Origin of the sequence: Paraburkholderia bengalensis (genome assembly GCF_037126505.1) — a bacterium.
Classification (GTDB): Bacteria; Pseudomonadota; Gammaproteobacteria; order Burkholderiales; family Burkholderiaceae; genus Paraburkholderia; species Paraburkholderia bengalensis.
In genome coordinates, this window is record NZ_JACFYJ010000020.1 from 51891 (window position 1) to 72665 (window position 20775).

The following is a 20775-nucleotide window of genomic DNA, read 5'->3' on the forward strand; positions in this document are numbered from 1 at the left end:
ACACCTCGATGAGCCTCCTGAGCGAGTCGCCCGCCAGCGGCAGGTCGCGAACGCGCTTGCCGTGGGGCAGGCTTCACGAGGCGAGGGCGTCGGCCGCGGCAGCTTCGCCATGCGGCGGGTAATCGACATAGCCCACGTTGTCGCCGCCATACCAGCCCACCGGGCGCGCCGTAGCCAGTTCGACGTTCGCGGCGATGCGTTCGACGAGGTCCGGGTTCGCAATGTACGCGCGGCCGAACGCGACGAGATCGGCGTCGCCGGCGGCGACGAGTCGATCCGCCGCTAGGGGTGTAATGGAGCCGTTGAGCATCAGCGTGCTTTTGAACGCGGGGCGCAGGGTCTCGATCATGCGAGGCAAATCGGGCTCGCCGCTCCAGCCGTTCGTGTCGGCGGCGTGCAGATACGCGATACCCGCTTCGTCGAGCATGCGCGCGACGTACTGGTAAGTGCCATCGGGATCGGCGTCGCGCACGTTGTTGTAGCTCGCATACGGCGATACGCGCACGCCCACTTTCGCGAGCGGCATGACCTCACCCACGGCCTTGACGACTTCGGCCAGAAAGCGGGCGCGGTTGGCGAGCGAGCCGCCGAATCGATCGTCGCGGGTATTCGTCGTCGACGAAAGGAACTGATGCAGCAGGTAACCGTTGGCGGCGTGAATTTCGACGCCGTCGAAACCGGCGGCGAGCGCATTGACGGCGGCGCGGCGGTACTCGGCGATGGCCTCGGTGACTTCGTCAGTCGTCATGGCGCGCGACGGCGTCGCGTGGATCTTCGTGTAGTAGCCGTTTTGCAGTTGGCCCCATACCTGTAGTTGCTCGAGATCGTCGTTGAGCCCCGAGGGCGATAGCGGCTGCTTGCCGTCGAGCAGCGCCATCGAACTCACGCGGCCGCTGTGCCAGAGTTGCGCGAAGATGCGCCCGTGCTTCGCGTGCACCGCTTGCGTCACGGGCTGCCAGGCCTGAACCTGGGCATCCGTCACGAGGCCCGGCGCGAGTTCGAACGCGGCGGAATGCGGGCTGACGTTCGTCGCCTCGCTGATCAGCAGGCCCGCCGACGCGCGCTGCGCGTAGTACTGCGCCATCAACGCGGTGGCTTCGCCGCGGTGCAGCGCGCGTGCGCGCGTCATGGGCGCCATTGCAATCCGGTTGGGCAGCGCGAGGCCGGACAGGTCGTAAGGAGTGAGCAGGGAAGACATGGCGAGTTTCCTGTGGGGGCAGGTTCGTGGCGTTGAAGTGCGGGTTCTGAGTTCGGGTTCTACGACGGGTTCTATCGGCCCGTGCGCACGTGGGCGCGTCCGGCGAACACGAAATGGACGAACGCAATGAGCGGGAAAACCATGGCGACGCTGGCAACCAGCGCCCACCCGCCGCGTTCGAACAGCGTGCTGGCGAGCGCCGAGCCGATCGCGCCGCCCACGAAAATGCTCGTCATATACAGTGCGTTGAGGCGGTTGCGGCTGGACGCATGCAGCGCGTAGATCTCGCGTTGGCCGAGCACCATGTTCATCTGCACGGCGAAATCGAGCGTGATCCCGGTGACGACAAGGCCGAACACGCCCCATGCCGGGTGCACAAGCGCGGGCACGAAGGACAGCGCCGCCGTGCCCAGGGCCACGAGCGTGGCGCGCACGGAATGCCCGGCGTCGGCAAGTCGCCCCGCCACGGGGGCGGAAGTGGCGCCGATTGCGCCCACCAGCGCGAACAGCGCGATCTCCGATTGCGTGAGTCCGTACTGGCGCGTCAATTCGATGGGCACCGCCGTCCAGAACAGGCTGAACGTGGCGAACATGAGGCCCTGATAGAGCGCGCGATGACGCAATACGGGCAGGCTGCGCGTGAGTTCGATGAGCGAGGCGAGCAGTTCGAGGTAAGTGGCGCGATGCTCGGGCCGGCGCTGCGGGATGGTGAGCGCGAGCACGGCCGTGACGAGCGACATCAGAACGGCCGCGCCGCCGAACACCACGCGCCAGCCCAGGTGATCGGCGACCACGCTCGCGAGCGGGCGCGACAGCAGCACGCCAAGCAGCAGGCCGCCCATGATCGTGCCGACGATGCGTCCTCGCGAGTGATCGGGCGCGAGATGCGCCGCGAGCGGAATCAGTATCTGCACGGCGACGGAACTGAAGCCGATCAGGAAGGAGAGCAGCAGAAACCAGCTCGGCGAATGCACCAGCGAGGCCGCCGCGAGGCTCGCGATCGACACCAGCGCGGTCACGATCGTGAGCGTGCGGTTTTCCAGCAGATCGCCGAGCGGAACGATGAAGAACAGGCCGAGCGCATAGCCGATCTGCGTGAGCGAGACGACGAGGCTCGCGGTGTCGCCGGACATGTGGAGCGAGGAGCCGATCAACAGCGTGATCGGCTGCGCGTAGTACAGGTTCGCGACGATCGCGCCGCAGGCGAATGCGAACAGCGCGACGAGTCCCGACGTGAGCCGGACCGCTTCTGCTTTGCCGCCGAGGGTCCGTGAGGGCGTGGACATGCTAACTCCTTGAACGATGGCCTCTTCGGGGGCGAGGCGGGTCCGGTTACCCCATCACCGCAGCCGACGAACACCAACGCGGATAAAGGGCGACATTTGTCAGGTCGGAAGGTTAGAAGAGGCACGAGCCGTGCGGAAGCCGGTCGCCACGCAATCTCGCGTTGCAAAAATCGCAATGGAGGCGCGCTGCCGGGCGCAGTGCGCATACGCCTTCACGACGCGAGCGCCCCGCGTATACGTTCGGCAAGAAACGCGATGAACGTCTGCACCTTGCGCGAATGACGCCGGTTCGGCAGGTACGCGGCATAGACCTGTGCGTCGCCTGTCAGTGGCTGCACCGACCACGCGTCGAAGAGCGACAGCATCTCGCCCGCGACGATATCGTGTTGCACGAGCCAGGCCGGCACCAGTGCGATCCCTTGTCCGTTCAGCACACCCTCGCGCAGGATGTCGAGGCTGTTGGCCGTCAGCCTGCCGTTGACCTCCACCTTCTCGGTGTGCCCGTCGCGCGAGAACACCCAGCTCTGCCGACCCTGGCGGTACGGAAAGCGCAGGCAGTGATGCGCGGCCAGATCGACGGGTGCCGTGGGCGTTCCCATTCTCTCCAGATAGGCATGGCTCGCGACGACGATGCGGCGATTCTCCGCGAGCTTGCGCACGATCAAGCCCGGGTCCTGCGCCGGCTCGCCGATCCGCACCGCGACGTCGAGCCGGTCGGACGCCAGATCGAGATAGGCATCCGACACCACGAGATCGAGTGACACGCGCGGATAGGCATCGAGAAACGCGCAAATGTGCGGCGCGAGCACCATCCGCGCGTACGTGACGGGCACCGACACGCGCAATGCACCGACCGGCTCGCCGCCCGCGTCGGCGACACTCTCGTCGGCTTCGACCAGCTCCGACAACAGCCGGCTCACCTGCTCCAGATAGGTCAGACCCGCATCGGTTAGCGTCACGTGTCGGGTCGTGCGCGTGAGCAGCGTCACGCCAAGCGAAGCTTCGAGCGCATCCATCAAGCGCGTGACCGAAGACGTCGCGGTGCCGAGCTGGCGCGCCGCCTTCGAAAAGCCGCCCGTGTCCGCAACGACCGAAAACGTCTGCAGCGCGAGCAGTTTGTCCATGCCTTTTCCTTTGCTGATCGAGCAACGCTGGATTGCGTGCAGCCGATATTCTGCATCGTCCCGCCAGTTTCTAAGCTGTGCGCCTTCAGATTGGAACAGGAGGCGGGATGTCGCCCGTCGAAATCGAGGTGGTACGTGACTTCGCATGTCGATAGTGCCGGACCGGCGAAGCAAGCCCGGGCAGCCATGCTGGCGGAGTCGATGAACCGCTACGCCCTGACGCAAACAGCCATTGCGGTGCTTTCATGGATTGGCGCGATGAGCGCGGCGTGCGCGCGATGCCATTAAGAGGCGGCCTCGGGACCACGCAGGAGACGCGTGCAAAAGAACGTCTGCTTCTTCGCGCGTCCGAACGGAAATCGCTGGCAGACATTGCGCGTGAATGCGGCCTCTCGCGCGAGCATTTCATCCGGGCTTTCACCCGAACGACGGGATGCACGCCACATCAATGGTTGTTGAGACAGCGCATCGAGAAGGCGCGAGGGCTAATCGAATACTCGGACCGTTCGCTCACCGATATCGCATCAGACTGCGAGTTTTCTGACCAAAGCCATCTGAATCGCGTGTTCGTGAAGATTTTTGGCGTGCCACCCGGCGCGTGGAGAAGGGCGCTCCGGCAGCAAAGTACAGAGGACACTTCGCCGTGCGGAGACCGGGTATCGGGACGTTGACCTGCGCTGCGTCAGGTTCGGTTCGACGAATGCAGCGTTGCGCGCGTGTCCGGGATACCGAGCGCCCTTTCCCTTGACAGAAAAGTCGTGCAGACACTGGATCAGAGTTTGTTCTCGTTCGGTGCGCGCGCTTATTTGTTGCTCCCCGTGCCCGTGCCGTAAAGCCCGTTCTCGAAGCCGCCCGCGCCTTCGGGCTTGTGACCAGGCGACGCCTTTGTGCTGCCGCGCGATTGCGGTTTGGCTTCGGCGGCTTGCGGCGTGTTCGACTCGAGCGCATGCGGCGGCGGAGAATCGGCCTTCGTGCCCATGGGTGCCGTGCGGTTGTCTTGCGGCGAGGCGCCGCTTTGCGCCGGGATTTGCGCGCTTGCGGGCATCGGCAGAGACAGGGCGGCCGCGATCGAGCACGCCGATGCAAGCGCGCGGAGCGGAATGGAGAGGAGGGGAATGGTCGGCATGGCGGTGTCCGTGCAAAGTCGTTGCGTACGGGCTATGGCGTAGCAGTCCGCATGCCCGCGGGTCGATCTGCGCGTGATGAGGCTTGTTTTGAAGCGTAATTCGACGCGGGTTATGAAGCGTGTCCTGAAGCGAACCGTAATGCAAACCGCCACGCGAACCGCAAACGCGAATGCCCGTCGCACGAATGCAGACGGGCATCGCGAAGCTCACTGAGCGCGTGCCGCCGCGCTCAGTGACCGTCAGCCAGCATCAACCGCCTTCAGCCGAAACCCGCGCCGAGTCGCTGATATGCGGCGACGCGCCGAACGGCATCTCGAGCGAAGGCTCCGCATGCTGCTGCGCATACGCGCGGCGCATCGGCTTGAGCACGAAGAGCGCCAGCAGGGCGGCGACGGCTGCCATGCCCGACGCCAGCATGAACACGGCGTGCCAGCTGCCCGTCGCGGCCGTGACGATGCTCGTGAACGGCACCAGCAGCGCCGCCGTGCCTTTGGCCGTGTAGAGCAGGCCAGCGTTGGTCGCGGCGAACTTCGGGCCGAACGTGTCGCCGCACGTAGCGGGGAACAGGCTGTAGATTTCTCCCCACGCGAAGAACACGATGCCCGTCAGCACGACGAACGCCACCGGGCTCTGGCCGAACTTCGACAGCGCGAGGATGCCGATCGCCTCGATGCCGAACGCGATGAACATCGTGTTCTCGCGGCCGATGCGGTCGGAGATCCAGCCGAAGAACGGACGCGTCAAACCGTTGAGCACGCGGTCGATCGTCAACGCGAAGGTCAGCGCGGGCAAGGTCAGACCGAGCAGCGAAACGGGCGAGTCGTGCAGGCCGAAATCCTTCGCGATGGGGCCGAGCTGCGCCGTCGCCATCAGGCCGCCTGCCGCCATCATCACGAACATCAGGTACATGACCCAGAACACGGGTGCGGCGACCACTTCGCGCGGCGTCGCGTTGTGGACGAGGCGCTTGACCGCGCTCTTCGCGTTCGCGAGCAGGCTGGCGGGCGGCGCGAGCAGGAACAGGCCGAGCAGGAACACGACGATTCCTTGGCCGAGGCCGAACCACAGGAACGTCGCTTCATAGCCGCTGCTCTTGATCATGTTGGCGATGGGCACGACGGTCGCCGCCGAGCCCGCGCCGAAGCCGGCCGCCGTGATGCCCGCCGCGAGACCGCGGCGCGTCGGGAACCATTTGAGCGCATTGCCGACACACGTGCCATACACGGCGCCCGCGCCAATCCCGCCGATCGCGGCCGCGATGTAGAGCAGCCGGCAGCGACGACGCGGCCGAGTTGATCGTCCACGCCACCGCGCACAACAACCCGCCGCCGACCACGACGGGCTTCGGGCCGTACTTGTCGACGAGGTAGCCTTCGATCGGCACGAGCCAGGTTTCCGTCACGACGAAGATCGTGAACGCGACCTGGATGGCCGCGCGGCCCCAGTGATATTTCTCGTCGATCGGGTTGACGAACAGCGTCCAGCCGTACTGCATGTTGGCGATCATCGCCATGCAGATCACGCCGAATACGAGTTGCACCCACGGTGATGCGTACCACGACGACGGCCCTTCCTGATGCTCTGTCTTCATCGCTGTCTCCTTTGTCAACCAGCTTGTCTTCCAGGTTTGCGGGTGCCTTGGCGGCTCTCTGTCGATCCACCATCGCCGAAATGCGGCGCTGATAGATTTCATACGATATGTGATATATCAAGTAAGTCAAGTGAAAGCGTCAAGGGGTTTTCACCAAGTCAAACCTACTGACGAAAGGAATTTGTATGTGTGCGCTGCAGAGTTCGGCGAGCCAAAAAAAAAGCCCACCGGCTAGCACGGGTGGGCTGAGGACATGTGCGAGACAGGCGTGTTCGCGACATGCCCTGTCGTTATAGATGAAAGTAAAACGTAAAGAAAGTTTTTTTAAATGTAAGTTGTGGCGAGGCCCGCACAGGTGCGTCAAAACGGTCATCGAACGAATGGGCTCGCGCGAGCCGATGGGCTCGTCATCTAATCCGTCTCCCTGCGTAATTTAATCAGGCATCCAAATCGATGAGGTTGACCCTTGTTTCAGGGGCTAAAAGCGGTGCCGACGATGCGTTCAAGACGAGTACCGCGTCGTACATCGCAACGCGGATTGCGCTTGCCATCACATCGCTGCGAGCAGGGAAGGCAGCGCGGGAGAGCGGCCGTAGACCGGGCTATCGGTGATAACCCTTCGTTGACGCTCATCGGCGCGAACCGCTAAAGTGTTCGCATTCTGAAAGGTTGTGCGATATACGAACACAACCCGAGATTTCCTTCATGTTGCACCGGCCAGAACGCCTCTCGCGCCGCGCTTGCAACGCACTGTAGAGTGACAGACGGCGCGGCGCGTACTCCGCGCCGCACGCAGCAGGAGACAGGCGATGAACCGCACTTCCGTCGTGAACGTCCAGACGTTCATCAATGAGCAGCCATTCGGCGCATTTCAGTGGCTCGTGTTTTTCATGTGCTTCGTGATCGTCCTGCTGGACGGCTTCGACACGGCTGCCATCGGCTTTATCGCGCCGTCGCTGCTGGGCGAATGGGGACTCACGAAGCCCGATCTTGCGCCCGTGCTGAGCGCCGCGCTGTTCGGCCTCGCGTGCGGCGCGCTCGTGTCGGGCCCGCTGTCCGACCGGCTCGGGCGCCGTTCGCTGCTGCTCGGCTCGGTGTTCCTGTTCGGCATCGCGTGTCTCGCGTCGTCGTTTTCTTCGAGCATCGGGCAACTGACGACGCTGCGTTTCGTCACGGGCGTCGGGCTCGGCGCGGCCATGCCGAACGCGGTGACGATGATGGGCGAGTTCTGCCCCGACAGGCGCCGCGCGACGGTGATCAACCTGATGTTCTGCGGCTTTCCGCTTGGCGCGGCGTTCGGCGGCTTTCTCGCCGCGTGGATGATTCCGCACTTCGGCTGGCGCAGCGTGCTCGTGCTCGGCGGTGTGACGCCGCTGCTGCTCGGCGTCGTGCTGCTTCTGAAGATGCCGGAGTCGGTGCGCTTCATGGTCGCCAACAGTTATGCCGTCGAGCGGATTCGCACGACGCTCGCGCGCATCTCGCCGCAAGCGCTCAACGCCGGTTCGTTCGTGATGACGGAGACGGCGCCGCAGACGGGCAGCAAGGGCGTTGGCCTCGTGCTGTCGCGCCCGTACATCGTCGGCTCGGTGATGCTGTGGCTCACGTACTTCATGGGCCTCGTGATTTTCTACGCGTCGATCAACTGGATGCCGATCCTGCTTAAGGACGCGGGTCTGACGCCGAAAAGCGCGACATTGATCTCGGCGCTGTTCCCCCTTGGCGGCGTCGGTGCGGTGCTGTGCGGCGTGCTGATGGACCGCTTCAACGCGAACCGCGTGATCGCCGTGTGCTACGCGCTGACGGCCGTGAGCGTCTACTGCATCGGGCAGGCGGTGGGCAACGTCGGCGCGCTCGTGGCGATCGTGTTCATTGCGGGTGTGCTGATGAACACCGCGCAATCGTCGATGCCCGCGCTCGCCGCCGCGTTCTATCCGACGGAAGGACGCGGCACGGGCGTCGCGTGGATGCTCGGCGTGGGCCGTTTCGGCGGCATCGCAGGGTCGTTTCTGGTGGCGGAGCTGACGCGCCGGCACTTCACGTTTTCCGGCGTGTTCGCGACGATCGCGATTGCCGGGCTGGTTGCATGCGTCGCGCTGCTGGTCAAGCAGATGGCGAAGCCGCAGACGGCGGGCGTCGCTTCGGGCAAGGTGGAGTCGCTCGGCCACTGACAGCGCCTCGCCGAAAACCGCGAGACGCCAGCACGCCAGCACGCCAGCAAGCGTCCTTTCGCGCCCGCGACCGTCGAGGTCGCGGGCGCTTTGCATTCCAGCCCGCGAAGCCTGTCTGGCCGTCGACGCGCGGCTAAAGTTTCGCCGACGCACTGCCGTAAGACGGTACGAGCACCCTGTCATCCGTCTTGCGTGAGGTGAGAGCCACGCAGCGCGTGTGGCGCGCCCCATCCAGGCGTGCCCGCGACCTGGCGGCGGCAGCATCCACGCAACGTCCTTCGCATCATCACGACATGACGGTAATAACAACGCTCCTGCTGGCACTTGGGGACCATGCTCGCCGTTCAGGCGTCCCACGCCGGGGCCTCCCGCCCGACGTGCTGCGATTTTCGGACCGCGCGGCAGAACGGCTGTCGCGCGATCAGCAGGCCTCGTATCGGACCATGCTCGCTGCCTACGATCAGGCGCAAACGCAGCGGCCGGACGACGTGCCGCTGGCGCGCTGTGCCTTTATCCAGCATTTCGTGTGGGCCGAAGATCTGGCGTGCGCGGGCGCGCGCGCGTTTGCGTTTTTGTTCCTTCTGGCGGTGGTTGCCGGCTTGGCTGGTCATAAAAACCAGAGGCCTGGCGATGCGCGTGCTGCTGCACGGCATCAACGATGCGAATTTCGTCGCGTTCATCGTGTAGGGTTATGCGCGTCAAGTCGGCTCGCACGTTGCCGTTAACACGAGAAGTCCGTCCACGCGCAGGCTCGACGCCGGACCGCGAACGGCCCGCCTGCAACGGATGTCAGGCACCCATCACCCAACCCTGGGGAGCATCACCGTGATTCACCGTGGACTCATCGGCTTGCTCTTTGCGTTCATCACTCTCGGCGCCGCCACCTCGCGCGCGGCGTCGGCTGGCGGCCCCGACTGCACGCGCCCGTTCACGCTCGCGCTGCACGATCACGGCCTGCTCTATTCGCAGGACACCAACGCAGGCATCGACAAGGATTTCGCCGACGAACTGGTCCGCCGCAGCGGCTGCGATATTCGCGTGAGCCTGATGTCGCGGGCGCGCATCTGGAAGGTGATCGAGTCCGGCGCGCTCGATTTCAGCCTCTCCGGCATCACGAACGACGAGCGCGACCGCTACGCCGACTTCGCGTGGTACTTCAGCGACAAGTTCTATCTGCTCGCGCGCAAGGACGCGGGCATCCGGCAACTATCCGACTTCGAACACAACGACCAGTTTCAGCTCGGCGTGATCCGCAGCTTCCGTTATAGCCCGTCGGCCAACGAACTGGTCGACACGCTTGCTGCGGCCAATCGCGTCAGTCAGGCGGGCGGCCTGGAGCCGCTCTATCAGGCGCTGATGCGCGGCAGCATCCAGGGGATGATCATCGAGCCGTTCGACTATCCGGCGCTCGATGAGAAGCGCATTCGCGACATCACCACCATCGTCGAATTCAACGACGCCGCCGTGCCGCACGGTCTCATCATGTCGAAGCGGGCGCTGTCGCCCGACGAGCGTGCGAAGTGGCGCGCGCTCGTCGAAGAGATGCGCACGGACGGCACAGTGCGCCGCATCTTCAGGAAATACTTCAAACCTGAGCTGGCGGATTCGATGGTCGATTTCGCGTTGCCGCGATGATGCGCACGCGCGTCATCCTGCTGCCGCTGCTCATCCTCGTGACCGGGCTGGCGATCACCTGGTCGGTGTGGAATCACGAGCGCCAGGCTGCGAGGCGCGAGCTGCTGTCGGAATTCAATTTCGCGCTGGGCGAATGCGTGAGTCGCGTCGAACAGCGCATGGCGACCTATGAGCAGATGCTGCGCGGCGTGCAAGGCATGTTCGCCGCGCGCGGCTCGCTCGATCTCGACGCATTTCATGGCTACCTGAACGCGATCAACGCCGACGCGAACTTCGCGGGCGTGCAGGCGATCGGCGTCATGCAGTGGGTGCCCGCGCGCGAGCGCGACGCGCACATGGCCGCGATGCGCGCGCGCGCCGGCTCGCGCTATGCGATCCGTCCGCCCGGCGAGACGCCCGACAGCAATCCCGTGATCGGCGCGAGCCGGCGCTCGACGGCCATGCGCTGCTCGGCTTCGACGCGTGGGCGAGTCCCGAGCGGCGGCTGGCGATGGAAAAGTCGCGCGACTCCGGGCTGCCCGTCGTGTCGGCCAAGGTGCAGCTCGCGTCGGACTCGGGCGAGCAGCCCGTGCCGGGTTTCGTCATGTATCTGCCCGTCTATCAGCGCGGCGCGCCGCAGGACAATGTCGACGACCGCCGCGCGCATCTGCTCGGCTGGGTATACGCGGCGTTCCGCATGCGCGACGTGCTTGCCAGCCTGTACGGCGAACAGCCGCCCGGACTGTATCTGTCGATCTACGACGGCACGCAGCCGTCGCCGCAAGCGCTGCTCTACCGCTCGTCGGAACCGACGCGTCCCAGCGTGATCTCCGCCAACGAATACCTCGTGGTCGGCGGGCATGACTGGACGCTGTCGATGGTCGCGCAGGACGACTTCAAGGCGCGCTTCGGCCGCAATGCGAAGCTGCTGATCGCGTTCACGGGCGCGGGCTTGAGCGTGCTGCTCGCGCTGTTCGCGTGGAGTCTTGCAAGCGGCCGCAGCCGCGCGCTGCGGTTGGCGTCGAAGATGACGGCCGAACTGCGCGAGAGCGAGGCGGAGCTGCGCATCGCGGCCGTCGCGTTCGATTCGCTCGAAGGCATGATGGTCACGGATGCCGACGGCACGATTCTGCGCGTCAACTCGGCGTTCACGCAGTGCACGGGCTATACGGCCGATGACGTGATCGGGCGCAACCCGCGCATGCTCAGCTCGGGCCGCCATGACCGCGCGTTCTACCGCGACATGTGGGACACGATCCATCGCGTCGGCGGATGGCAGGGCGAGATCTGGGATCGCCGCAAGAACGGCGAGATCTATCCGAAGTGGCTGACCATCACGGCCGTGACGGCGGCGGACGGGCGCGTCACGCACTATGTCGGCACGCACTACGACATCACCGAGCGCAAGCTGGCGGAAGAGCAGATCAAGGAACTGGCGTTCTTCGACGCGCTCACGCATCTGCCAAATCGCACGCTGTTGCGCGACCGCCTGAAGCAGGTGATCGCATTGAGCGCGCAGAACCATTCGCACGGCGCGCTGCTGTTCGTCGATCTCGACAACTTCAAGACACTCAACGACACGCTCGGGCACGACAAGGGCGATCTGCTGCTGGGCCAGGTCGCGCGGCGGCTGCTGGCGAGCGTGCGCGAGGGCGACACCGTCGCGCGCATGGGCGGCGACGAGTTCGTGATCGTGCTCGGCGATCTGAGCCGAAACCGCGACGAAGCGGCGAGCGAGACGGAAGCCGCCGCCGAAAAAGTGCTGGCCGCGCTGTCCGCCACGTACCAGCTCGACGGCACGGAATTCCGCACGACGGCGAGCATCGGCGCGACCTTGTTCACGGGGCACGAGACCTCGATCGACGAATTGCTGAAGCAGTCCGACCTCGCGATGTACAAGTCGAAGGAAAGCGGGCGCAACGCGATCTGCTTCTTCGATCCGGCGATGCAGACAGTGGTGATGGAGCGCGCGGCGCTCGAAACCGCGTTGCGCCGCGCAATCGACGAAGACCAGCTGATCGTGCATTACCAGGCGCAGGTGTACGACGGCAGCCGCGTGACGGGCGCCGAGGCGCTGGTGCGCTGGCTGCATCCCGAGCAGGGACTCGTGCCGCCCGCCGAGTTCATACCGCTTGCTGAAGAGACGGGGCTGATTCTCGCGGTCGGCGACAAGGTGCTCGACACGGCCTGCCGGCAGCTCGCGCAATGGGCGGTGCGCGCGGACCGGGCGCATCTGTCGATTGCCGTCAATGTCAGCGCGCAGCAGCTGCGCGAAGACAATTTCGTCACCAACGTGCTGGACGCGCTGGCGCGCACGGGCGCCGATCCTAGCCGCCTGAAGCTCGAGCTGACGGAAAGCGTGCTGGTCGACAACGTCGAGGACACGATCCGCAAGATGACGCTGCTGCGCGCGAAGGGCGTGGTGTTTTCGCTGGACGACTTCGGCGTTGGCTATTCGTCGCTGCTGTATTTGAAGCGTTTGCCCCTCGGGCAGTTGAAGATCGACCGGTCATTCGTGCGCGACGTGCTCGACGATCCCAACGACGCGGTGATTGCGCGCGCAATCGTCGCGCTCGCGCAGAGTCTCGGCCTTGGCGTGATCGCCGAGGGCGTCGAGACGGAGGCGCAGCGGCACTTTCTCGCCGATGCGGGCTGCTACGCGTATCAGGGCTATCTGTTCTGCCGGCCGCTGCCCATCGAAGCCTTCGAGGCATTCGCCGATACCTTCGATTCGCGCGAGTGGGCGCTCGAAGCGCCCTGAACGCGCGGCGGCCCGCTGAAACCCCACCGGACCCTGGCCATCTGGCTAACTGCCCGCCGCGGGCGGAGTTGATACACTCTGCGGATTCAATCGCGCTTCATGCGTCGTGCCAGGGTTGCACGCCAAGCGGGGCGCCCGTCATCCTCAAGGAAAAGCACATGATCGATCTGCGCAGCGATACCGTGACCCGTCCGAGCAAGGCCATGCTCGCCGCGATGACAGCCGCCGAAACAGGCGACGACGTCTGGGGCGACGACCCGACCGTCCTGCGTCTGCAGGCCACTGTGGCGGAGCGCGCGGGCAAGGAAGCGGGGTTGTTCTTCCCGAGCGGCACGCAGAGCAACCTCGCCGCGCTGATGGCGAATTGCGCGCGTGGCGACGAATATATCGTCGGCCAGGCGGCGCACACCTACAAATACGAAGGTGGCGGCGCGGCCGTGCTCGGCAGCATCCAGCCGCAGCCTATCGAAAACGCCGCCGACGGCTCGCTGCCGCTCGACAAGATCGCCGCCGCAATCAAGCCGATCGACGATCACTTCGCGCGCACGCGGCTCTTCGCGCTGGAAAACACCATCGGCGGCAAGGTGCTGCTCGCGGGCTACGTCGCCGAGGCCACGCAATTTGCCCGTTCTCGCGGACTGGCGACCCATCTCGACGGCGCGCGCGTCTGCAATGCGGCCGTGGCGTCGAAGCAATCGGTCGAGGCGCTGTGCGCGCCGTTCGATACGGTATCCATCTGTTTTTCGAAAGGACTCGGCGCGCCCGTGGGCTCGGTGCTGGTCGGCAGCAAGGCGCTGATCGACGTCGCGCACCGCTGGCGCAAGGTGCTCGGCGGCGGCATGCGGCAGGCGGGCGTGCTGGCGGCGGCATGTCTGTATGCGCTCGATAACAACGTCGAACGGCTCGCCGAAGACCACGACAACGCCGCGCATCTGGCTGCCGGCCTCGCGCAGATCGAGCAGGTGAAAGTGCAGTCGCACGCCACCAACATGGTGTTCGCGCAGATTGCACAAGAGCATTGCGCGCCGCTCGAAGCGTGGCTCAAGGAGCGGGGCATCCTCACGCAGATGTTGTACGCATCGCGCTTCGTCACGCACATGGACGTGTCGCGCGCCGATATCGATACGTTCCTGGCGGCCGTGAAGGAGTATTTCGCGCGCTAAACGGCGCGGCACGCGCGACGCGTGTCACGCGCCACGGCGATGCGCGCCGGCATCGCCTAGCTTTCCGTCGTTTGCCGCTCACTGGCCGTGACACTCACGACAGCCGTCTGCGCGCGATGCGACGGCGCAAAAAGCCGCAGGCCGCTCGCGATGCTGGCCGCGCCTGCGAACACGGCGCCCGTCGCCAGCGACAGCGTCGGGCCGTGGCGTCCAGCAATGCTGAAGCTCAATGCGACAAGCGCCGCGCCCGTCGTCTGCCCGATCAGCCGCGAAGTCGCGATGATGCCGCTTGCGCCGCCGCTGCGATGCACGGGCGCGCTCGCCATCAACGCCTTCAGGTTCGGCGACTGGAAAAAGCCGAAGCCTGCGCCGCAGATCGCCATGCGGATCGTGATGTCGAGCACGGGCGGGTGCGGCGGCAGCATCGCGAGCGCGGCCATGCCGCCGCATAAAATCGCCAGTCCAATCGCGCCGAGCAGTCCGGGCGGATAGCGGTCCGACAAGCGTCCCGCAATCGGCGCAGCAGCCGCGACGATCACGGGCCACGGTGTCATCAGAAAGCCGGTTTCGACCTGGCTGCGATGCAGGACATCCTCGAAATAGAACGGCAAGGACACGAATGCGAGTCCCTGCGCCGCGAACGAGCACACGGCCGTGACGGCCGACAATGCAAACACGGGCAGCTTGAACAGATCGACGGGCAGCATCGGCGCGGGGTGGCCCGCCTCGCGGCGTATCAGCAGCGCGCCGAAAACAAGCGCGACAGCGGCCGCGCCCAGCACGATCGTCGACGGCGCGCGCTGCGCCGCCTCGCCGAGCGCGAAGACCAGCGCGGCGAACGTAATCACGTTCAGCAGCGCCGCCACGCGATCGAACTGATGCGTGCCGCGCGGCGTGCGGGGCAGACCTGGCAGCGCGAACGACAGCGCCACCACGCCGAGCGGCACGTTGACGGCGAATAGCCACGGCCAGCTCGCCACCGACAGGATCAGCGAAGCCACCGTCGGCCCCACGGCGAACGACACGCCCACCACCAGCGCATTCAGGCCGACGCCGCGCCCCAGTTGATGCGGCGGATAAAGATGCCTGATGAGCGCCGTATTGACGCTCATGATCGCCGCCGCGCCGAGCCCCTGCACGACACGCGCGCCCGCGAGCAGCGGCAGCGTCGGCGCGAGCGCGCACGCCAGCGACGCCGCCGTAAACACGCAGATTCCGCCGATATAGATGCGCCGGTGCCCGACGATGTCGCCGAGCGCGGCCAAGGGCAGCAGCGTCGCGACCATCGCCAGCTGATACGCGTTGATGATCCACACCGACGCCGCAGGCTTCGCGTGCAGGTCGGCGGCCATGGCGGGTAGCGCCGTATTGGCGATAGCGGTATCGAGCGACGCGAGCGCGACGGACAGCATGATCGCCGCCATCGCAAAGCGGCGGCTGGCGGACATCGGCGCATCGGCGGCGCGAGTGGGGTCGGGTGTGTTCTCGGACACGGGCGGGCTCTGCAAAAGGACGCGGCGGGGCGCGAAGGCGCGCATCGGCAGGTGCCGTCGGCAGGACGACGGCACCTGCAAATGCGAATCACGCGATTTTCACAGACCGGCGCGATTTCTGCTGGCCGCCGCGCGGAAATGCCCGGCACGAAAGGCGGTTGTAAGAGCGCGAGATCCGCCGCCCGTATCGCAACTAACTGTCCGTCGCTCGCGGCGCTGGCGGATCTGGCGCGGACAGTGGGACGTGAGCCAATGCGATCAGCTACAGGAAGCGAGCAGGATCGATAGCTTGCGAATATGCGCCTTGAAGGCATCGGTCATCTCGCGATCGTGGCCGTCGCTCAGATGCGGCGCTTCGGCCAGTTCGACCTGACCGTGAAACTCGTCGGAAACCTTGCGCCGCTCGGCGGCAGGCAACGCGCGGATCAGCGACACCATCAGCATTCCTGCGCGTGAATGATACCGAGCACGGATTGTGCGTTCATTTCGACCTCCATCGGAGCACGGCGATGCGAGCAGCCAGCGACGGGCGACCGGCGCGCAGCGCGAACGGCGCTGTCTCCGATCCGCCTTGTTACTCATCCATACTAGTGCAAGGAAGGGAGCCGTCTGCACCGGCATCGTGCGAAGCGAAACGACCTGAGAGGACGTCAGACGAACCTGATGCGAACCTGATGCGAACCTGATGAGAACCTGATGAGAACCTGATGAGAACCCTGCGACATCCTGAAAGCGCAGTCACGGAACTGCTCTGTCGCGCTCGCTGTCTGCTTGTGTAGCGGGTTATTCGGCAACGCAACGGCCGCAGACGCGGGATATCGCAAAATGTCCTACTCTGCTTATTTATCCACCAGACCGGCTCGCGCCGCCCGCATTCGATACGCAAGCCGTTCAGCGCGCGCCGCGTCCTAACACCGGAGGCCTCGATGACAGCGGTGGATCTGGAATTCGACCAGCTCAACAGTACCGTCGATGCGCTGCGGCGCTCGATCTCCAACCGCATGATGTACGGCGTCGGCAAGGATGCCGTGACGGCGCGCCCACAAGACTGGCTGCATGCCGCGGCGCTCGCCGTGCGCGACCGGCTCGTCGCGCGCTGGATGAAGACCACGCGCCTGCAATACGAGCAGGATGTGAAGCGCGTGTATTACCTGTCGATGGAGTTTCTGATCGGGCGCACGTTCACGAACGCGCTGCTCGCGCTTGGCATCTACGACCAGATGAAGGAAGCGCTCGCCGGCCTTGGCGTCGACATGGAAGCGCTGACCGATCTCGAGCCCGATGCCGCGCTCGGCAACGGCGGCCTCGGGCGTCTGGCGGCATGTTTTCTGGATTCGATGGCGACGCTCGGCATTCCGGGCTTCGGCTACGGCATTCGTTATGAATACGGGATGTTCAGGCAGCAGATCGTCGATGGCGAGCAGATCGAGACGCCCGACTACTGGCTGCGCGCCGGCAATCCGTGGGAATTTCCGCGCCCCGAAGTGCAGTACATCGTGCATTTCGGCGGACGCACGGTGCAGCGCGACGGGCGCGTCGAATGGATCGAGACGCAGCACGTGAACGCGATGGCCTACGACACCGTGATTCCCGGCTTCGCGACCAGCGCGACGAACACGCTGCGCCTGTGGTCCGCGCGCGCGACGGAAGAACTCGATCTGTCGGCGTTCAATCAGGGCGACTACCGGCGCGCCGTCGACGCGAAGAACATGTCGGAGAACGTCTCGCGCCTGCTCTATCCCGACGACTCGACGCCCGCCGGACGCGAGCTGCGGCTGCGCCAGGAATACTTCTTCGTGTCGGCGACGATGCAGGACCTGATCCGCCGTTATCAGCGCACGCACAGCACGTTCGGCCGCTTCGCGGAAAAAGTGGCCGTGCATCTGAACGACACGCACCCGGTGCTGGCGATTCCCGAGCTGATGCGGCTGCTCGTCGACGTGCATCACGTGCCGTGGGACAAGGCGTGGAAGGACATCCAGCAGATGTTCTCGTACACGAACCACACGCTGATGCCCGAGGCGCTCGAAACGTGGGATGTCGAAACGCTCGCGCGCCTTCTGCCGCGCCACCTCGAGATCATCTTCGACATCAACGCCGAATTTCTGAAGCACGTCAGCGAGCATTCGGGGCATGACGTCGACATGATTCGCCGCATTTCGCTCGTCGATGAATACGGGCAGCGGCGCGTGCGCATGGCGCATCTGGCGATTGTCGCGAGCCAGAAGGTGAACGGCGTGTCGAAGCTGCATTCGCAACTGATGACGCGTGACATCTTCGCCGACTTCGCGAAGATCTGGCCCGAGCGCTTCACGAACGTGACGAACGGCGTGACGCCGCGCCGCTGGCTCGCGCAGTCGAGCCCGTCGATGTCGAAACTGATCGACGAGCAGATCGGCACGCACTGGCGGCGCGATCTGTTCGAGCTTGCCAAGCTGCGCGATCTGCGCGACGACCCGTCGTTCATTCACGCGTTCCACGAAGCGAAGCGGCAGAACAAGCTGCGGCTGATCCATCGCCTGCAGCATCACACCAAGATGACGTTCGACCCCGAGGCGATGTTCGATCTGCAGGTCAAGCGCATTCACGAGTACAAGCGCCAGTTGCTCAACGCGCTGCATGTGATCGTGCGCTACAACCGCATCCGCGCGAATCCCGAACGCGACTGGGTGCCGCGCGTCGTGATGTTCGCGGGCAAGGCGGCGTCCGCGTACCGGATGGCGAAGACGATCATCAAGCTGATTGGCGACATCAGCAAGGCCGTGAACAACGATCCCATCGTCGGCGACAAGCTGAAGGTGCTGTTCGTGCCGAACTACGGCGTGAGCGTCGCCGAGCTGATCATCCCCGCGGCGGATCTGTCCGAGCAGATTTCGATGGCGGGCACGGAGGCGTCGGGCACGGGCAACATGAAGCTCGCGTTGAACGGCGCGCTGACGATCGGCACGATGGACGGCGCGAACATCGAAATCTGCGATGCCGTCGGACGCGACAACATCTTCATCTTCGGCCACACGGCCGACGAGGTCGACGAACTGCGCGCGAAGGGCTATCGTCCGCGCGAAATCTACGAGCACAACGCGGAACTGAAGCTCGCGCTCGACCAGATCCGCACGGGCTTCTTCTCGCCGGACGATCCGCTGCGCTTTTCGGACATCTTCCACACGCTGGTCGACTGGGGCGATCACTACATGGTGCTCGCCGATTTCGCAGCGTTCGCGAAGGCGCAGGACGAAGTGGACAAGCGCTATGCGGACCGGCGCGGCTGGACGAAAAGCGCGATCGAGAACGTCGCGGGCATGGGGCAGTTCTCGTCGGACCGCACGATCGCCGAGTACGCGCGCGAAATCTGGAACGTGAAGCCGCTCGAACTCACGTGAGCGTCACGCGATAAAAAGCCGCCGCGCGAACGGCTGTCGCGCGGCGGTTTTTTTTGCTTTGCTGCCTGGTGTTCGCGCTGCGGCGTGACCAGACGATTCCAGCGATCAGCCGCCCATGCGCTCGACGTTGCGCGACGCGCGCAAGCCGAGCTGACCGTGCGCGAAGTCGAACAGCAAGTCGATGTTCTGCAGCGACATCAGGCCCACCACGATCCGGTTCGCGCCGGGCGCGGCCTTGGCGATCGTCGTTTGTGCATCGTCGAAACGGTGCGCCCACTCGCCGACGCCGAGCACCACGTCGTAGTTGCCTTGTGCAAACGTCTTGTGTTCGTCGGTGTCGCTGGCCCAGTCGGGCGCCTTGTCCGTCTCGATGCGGATCATGTCGGTGCCGCCCGTCGAGAACACGACGGGCGCGCACAGGCGCATCTTGTTGCCGACCTGCACGCAGCCCGTCGGCCATTGCGCGGAGCCGTCTTTTGCGAGCGCGAACGGCACGGCCGTGAAATCCTTCGTCAACGCAGTCGACGGACTCAGCACGAGAAATGGGCGGTTCAGGTTCGAGTGCACCATGTAGCGCTGGCCCAGGTTGGCGGGGAGTGCGCGCAACGGCTGCGTGCAACACGCGTCGCGCGGATCATCGGCACCCACGCCGAGGATGCCCGAGAACGCCCAGCCGAACTCGCCCGTGAAGCCGTCTTGCGCGACGCAATGCTTGTTGATCTTCAGGCAGGTGACCTGATCGACGGCTTGCACGGCGACATCGACGGGCTTCGTGCCGACGATGCTCAGCGGCACCGTGACTGTTGCACCCGCGACCTGCGCGTCGGTGGCGAGCGCAAGCGCGGTGCGCGCGCCCGTCGCCGGATAGTTCGAGCGCGGCAACACGGAAGACAGCACGCGCGCGCCGCGCGTGCCCGTGTCGAGCATGAGATAGACAGACTTGCCGTCCATCTGCACGGGCAGCCCGATCGACGCGCGCCCGTGCGTGTCGCTGCGTTCCGCGTACAGCGGCACGAGCAGGCCGTCGCGGCCTTCGTTGATCAGCGAGGCGTGGGTCTCGGGCGGAACGGGCGTGCTGAACGTGGTCGAGCAGGCCGCGAGCGCGAGCACGGCCAACGCGCCCGCAACGCCGGCCATGCGCCGGAGGAAATGGGCAGATAGCGGGACAAGCAGCGGGACAAACATCACATACACCTTGCAGAAGGGCGTGGCCTCGGTGGCGGCCGTGCGCGGCGCTCGTGTCTCGACGGATGCCGTCCGTTCGGCTTCACGGCGCGCGTGGCATCGCGCGAGGGCACGCGAGATGACGAAACCGCCGACTCTACGCGGGCGGTCGTCGCTGGCTGCAAAAATGTGTGAAGCGGGGGCGCTTGTCTGTCGCGACGCGCGAGGCCGGCGTCAGTGCTGATGGGCGATCGATTGCGCGAGGCCGACTGCACGCACGCGGCCGATCGTCGCGCGGCGCAGCGCGCCCGCGAGCGCGCCGATCGACATCGCCGACGCTGCGCGCCGTCACTTCCACGCGAAAGGTGATGCAGACGTTGTGCCTGTCGACGGCCATCACGAACAGGCGCGAGCCTTCGCCGAGCGCCGCGCGCAAGGCGCGGCGCGGCGCCGCCGACGAAGTGCCGGGCAAGGTCACGTCGATCGTGACGAGCGACAGCGGCGGTGGTGTCGAGGTGTCGACGGGTTGTGCGCGGCGCGGCAGCGCGCGAGCGCAAGCGAGTGCAGGATGCATGGTCGAGGCGCCGCCGCATGGTTGGCGGCGCGGCTGTTCAGACGTGCCTACTGTAGCGGGCGGCGTCTCAAGCAGGCGCAAAAGCGGCTGCGTGGGCCGTTAAATTTCCATAAAGACGCGATGCCGCGACGG

The 20775-nt window shown here is 65.4% G+C and carries 14 protein-coding genes and 3 pseudogenes; 8 read left to right on the top strand and 9 right to left on the bottom strand.

The window, feature by feature from the left end:
* Positions 1 to 73: 73 nt before the first annotated feature.
* The 3 genes from H3V53_RS14685 to H3V53_RS14695 form a co-directional block, all read right to left on the bottom strand.
* The gene (locus H3V53_RS14685; protein WP_336598537.1) at positions 74 to 1198 is read right to left on the bottom strand and encodes an alkene reductase; all 1125 of its coding nucleotides are present in this window, start codon (positions 1196 to 1198) and stop codon (positions 74 to 76) included.
* 71 nt (positions 1199 to 1269) lie between these two features.
* Positions 1270 to 2484 carry an MFS transporter gene (locus tag H3V53_RS14690; protein ID WP_336598538.1) on the bottom strand — a complete coding sequence of 405 codons (1215 nt, stop codon included), beginning with the start codon at positions 2482 to 2484 and terminating at the stop codon, positions 1270 to 1272.
* Positions 2485 to 2696: 212 nt separating this feature from the next.
* Complete coding sequence (locus H3V53_RS14695; RefSeq protein ID WP_336598539.1) at positions 2697 to 3608, bottom strand: LysR family transcriptional regulator; 912 nt, start codon at positions 3606 to 3608, stop codon at positions 2697 to 2699.
* Between the two features lie 245 nt (positions 3609 to 3853).
* On the opposite strand from H3V53_RS14695, the gene H3V53_RS14700 reads away from it, so the two are divergent.
* Positions 3854 to 4279, top strand: a complete 426-nt coding sequence (locus H3V53_RS14700; protein WP_419539500.1) for a helix-turn-helix domain-containing protein — start codon at positions 3854 to 3856, stop codon at positions 4277 to 4279.
* Positions 4280 to 4410: 131 nt separating this feature from the next.
* On the opposite strand, the gene H3V53_RS14705 is transcribed toward H3V53_RS14700, so the two are convergent.
* Both H3V53_RS14705 and oxlT read right to left on the bottom strand, forming a co-directional pair.
* Positions 4411 to 4734, bottom strand: a complete 324-nt coding sequence (locus H3V53_RS14705) for a hypothetical protein (protein ID WP_336598540.1) — start codon at positions 4732 to 4734, stop codon at positions 4411 to 4413.
* A 250-nt stretch (positions 4735 to 4984) separates the two neighbouring features.
* Positions 4985 to 6326 (bottom strand): annotated as a pseudogene (gene oxlT / locus H3V53_RS14710) (oxalate/formate MFS antiporter).
* A gap of 809 nt (positions 6327 to 7135) precedes the next feature.
* On the opposite strand from oxlT, the gene H3V53_RS14715 reads away from it, so the two are divergent.
* On the top strand, positions 7136 to 8494 hold the full coding sequence (locus H3V53_RS14715) for an MFS transporter (protein ID WP_336598541.1): 1359 nt from the start codon (positions 7136 to 7138) through the stop codon (positions 8492 to 8494).
* A gap of 344 nt (positions 8495 to 8838) precedes the next feature.
* Here the strand turns inward: H3V53_RS14715 and H3V53_RS14720 are convergent, their stop codons facing one another.
* On the bottom strand, positions 8839 to 9174 hold the full coding sequence (locus H3V53_RS14720) for a hypothetical protein (protein WP_336598542.1): 336 nt from the start codon (positions 9172 to 9174) through the stop codon (positions 8839 to 8841).
* Positions 9175 to 9319: 145 nt separating this feature from the next.
* Here H3V53_RS14720 and H3V53_RS14725 point away from each other — a divergent pair, with 145 nt between their 5' ends.
* The 4 genes and pseudogenes from H3V53_RS14725 (at position 9320) to ltaE (ending at position 14032) form a co-directional block, all read left to right on the top strand.
* Positions 9320 to 10129: a substrate-binding periplasmic protein gene (locus tag H3V53_RS14725; RefSeq protein WP_336598543.1), complete on the top strand. Its 810-nt coding sequence runs from the start codon at positions 9320 to 9322 to the stop codon at positions 10127 to 10129.
* A 197-nt stretch (positions 10130 to 10326) separates the two neighbouring features.
* Positions 10327 to 10485: pseudogene (locus H3V53_RS43635) on the top strand (CHASE domain-containing protein); the annotation flags it as partial.
* Positions 10434 to 12869, top strand: a complete 2436-nt coding sequence (locus H3V53_RS14730; protein WP_419539501.1) for a bifunctional diguanylate cyclase/phosphodiesterase — start codon at positions 10434 to 10436, stop codon at positions 12867 to 12869. The pseudogene H3V53_RS43635 and the gene H3V53_RS14730, both read left to right, overlap by 52 nt.
* A 158-nt stretch (positions 12870 to 13027) precedes the next feature.
* Positions 13028 to 14032 carry a low-specificity L-threonine aldolase gene (gene ltaE, locus H3V53_RS14735; RefSeq protein WP_336598544.1) on the top strand — a complete coding sequence of 335 codons (1005 nt, stop codon included), beginning with the start codon at positions 13028 to 13030 and terminating at the stop codon, positions 14030 to 14032.
* 56 nt (positions 14033 to 14088) lie between these two features.
* On the opposite strand, the gene H3V53_RS14740 is transcribed toward ltaE, so the two are convergent.
* Both H3V53_RS14740 and H3V53_RS14745 read right to left on the bottom strand, forming a co-directional pair.
* A complete protein-coding gene (locus H3V53_RS14740; RefSeq protein WP_419539502.1) occupies positions 14089 to 15480 on the bottom strand; it encodes an MFS transporter in 1392 nt (463 codons plus the stop codon).
* 303 nt (positions 15481 to 15783) lie between these two features.
* Positions 15784 to 16010, bottom strand: a pseudogene (locus tag H3V53_RS14745) (hypothetical protein).
* A 441-nt stretch (positions 16011 to 16451) separates the two neighbouring features.
* Here H3V53_RS14745 and H3V53_RS14750 point away from each other — a divergent pair.
* Positions 16452 to 18905 carry a glycogen/starch/alpha-glucan phosphorylase gene (locus H3V53_RS14750; protein WP_336598546.1) on the top strand — a complete coding sequence of 818 codons (2454 nt, stop codon included), beginning with the start codon at positions 16452 to 16454 and terminating at the stop codon, positions 18903 to 18905.
* Positions 18906 to 19010: 105 nt separating this feature from the next.
* Here H3V53_RS14750 and H3V53_RS14755 read toward each other — a convergent pair whose 3' ends face one another.
* Positions 19011 to 20090 carry a hypothetical protein gene (locus tag H3V53_RS14755; RefSeq protein WP_336598547.1) on the bottom strand — a complete coding sequence of 360 codons (1080 nt, stop codon included), beginning with the start codon at positions 20088 to 20090 and terminating at the stop codon, positions 19011 to 19013.
* A 347-nt stretch (positions 20091 to 20437) separates the two neighbouring features.
* Between H3V53_RS14755 and H3V53_RS14760 the strand changes: the two genes are divergently transcribed.
* Entirely contained in the window at positions 20438 to 20746 is a 309-nt protein-coding gene (locus H3V53_RS14760) for a hypothetical protein (RefSeq protein WP_336598548.1), read from the top strand.
* Positions 20747 to 20775 lie beyond the last annotated feature (29 nt).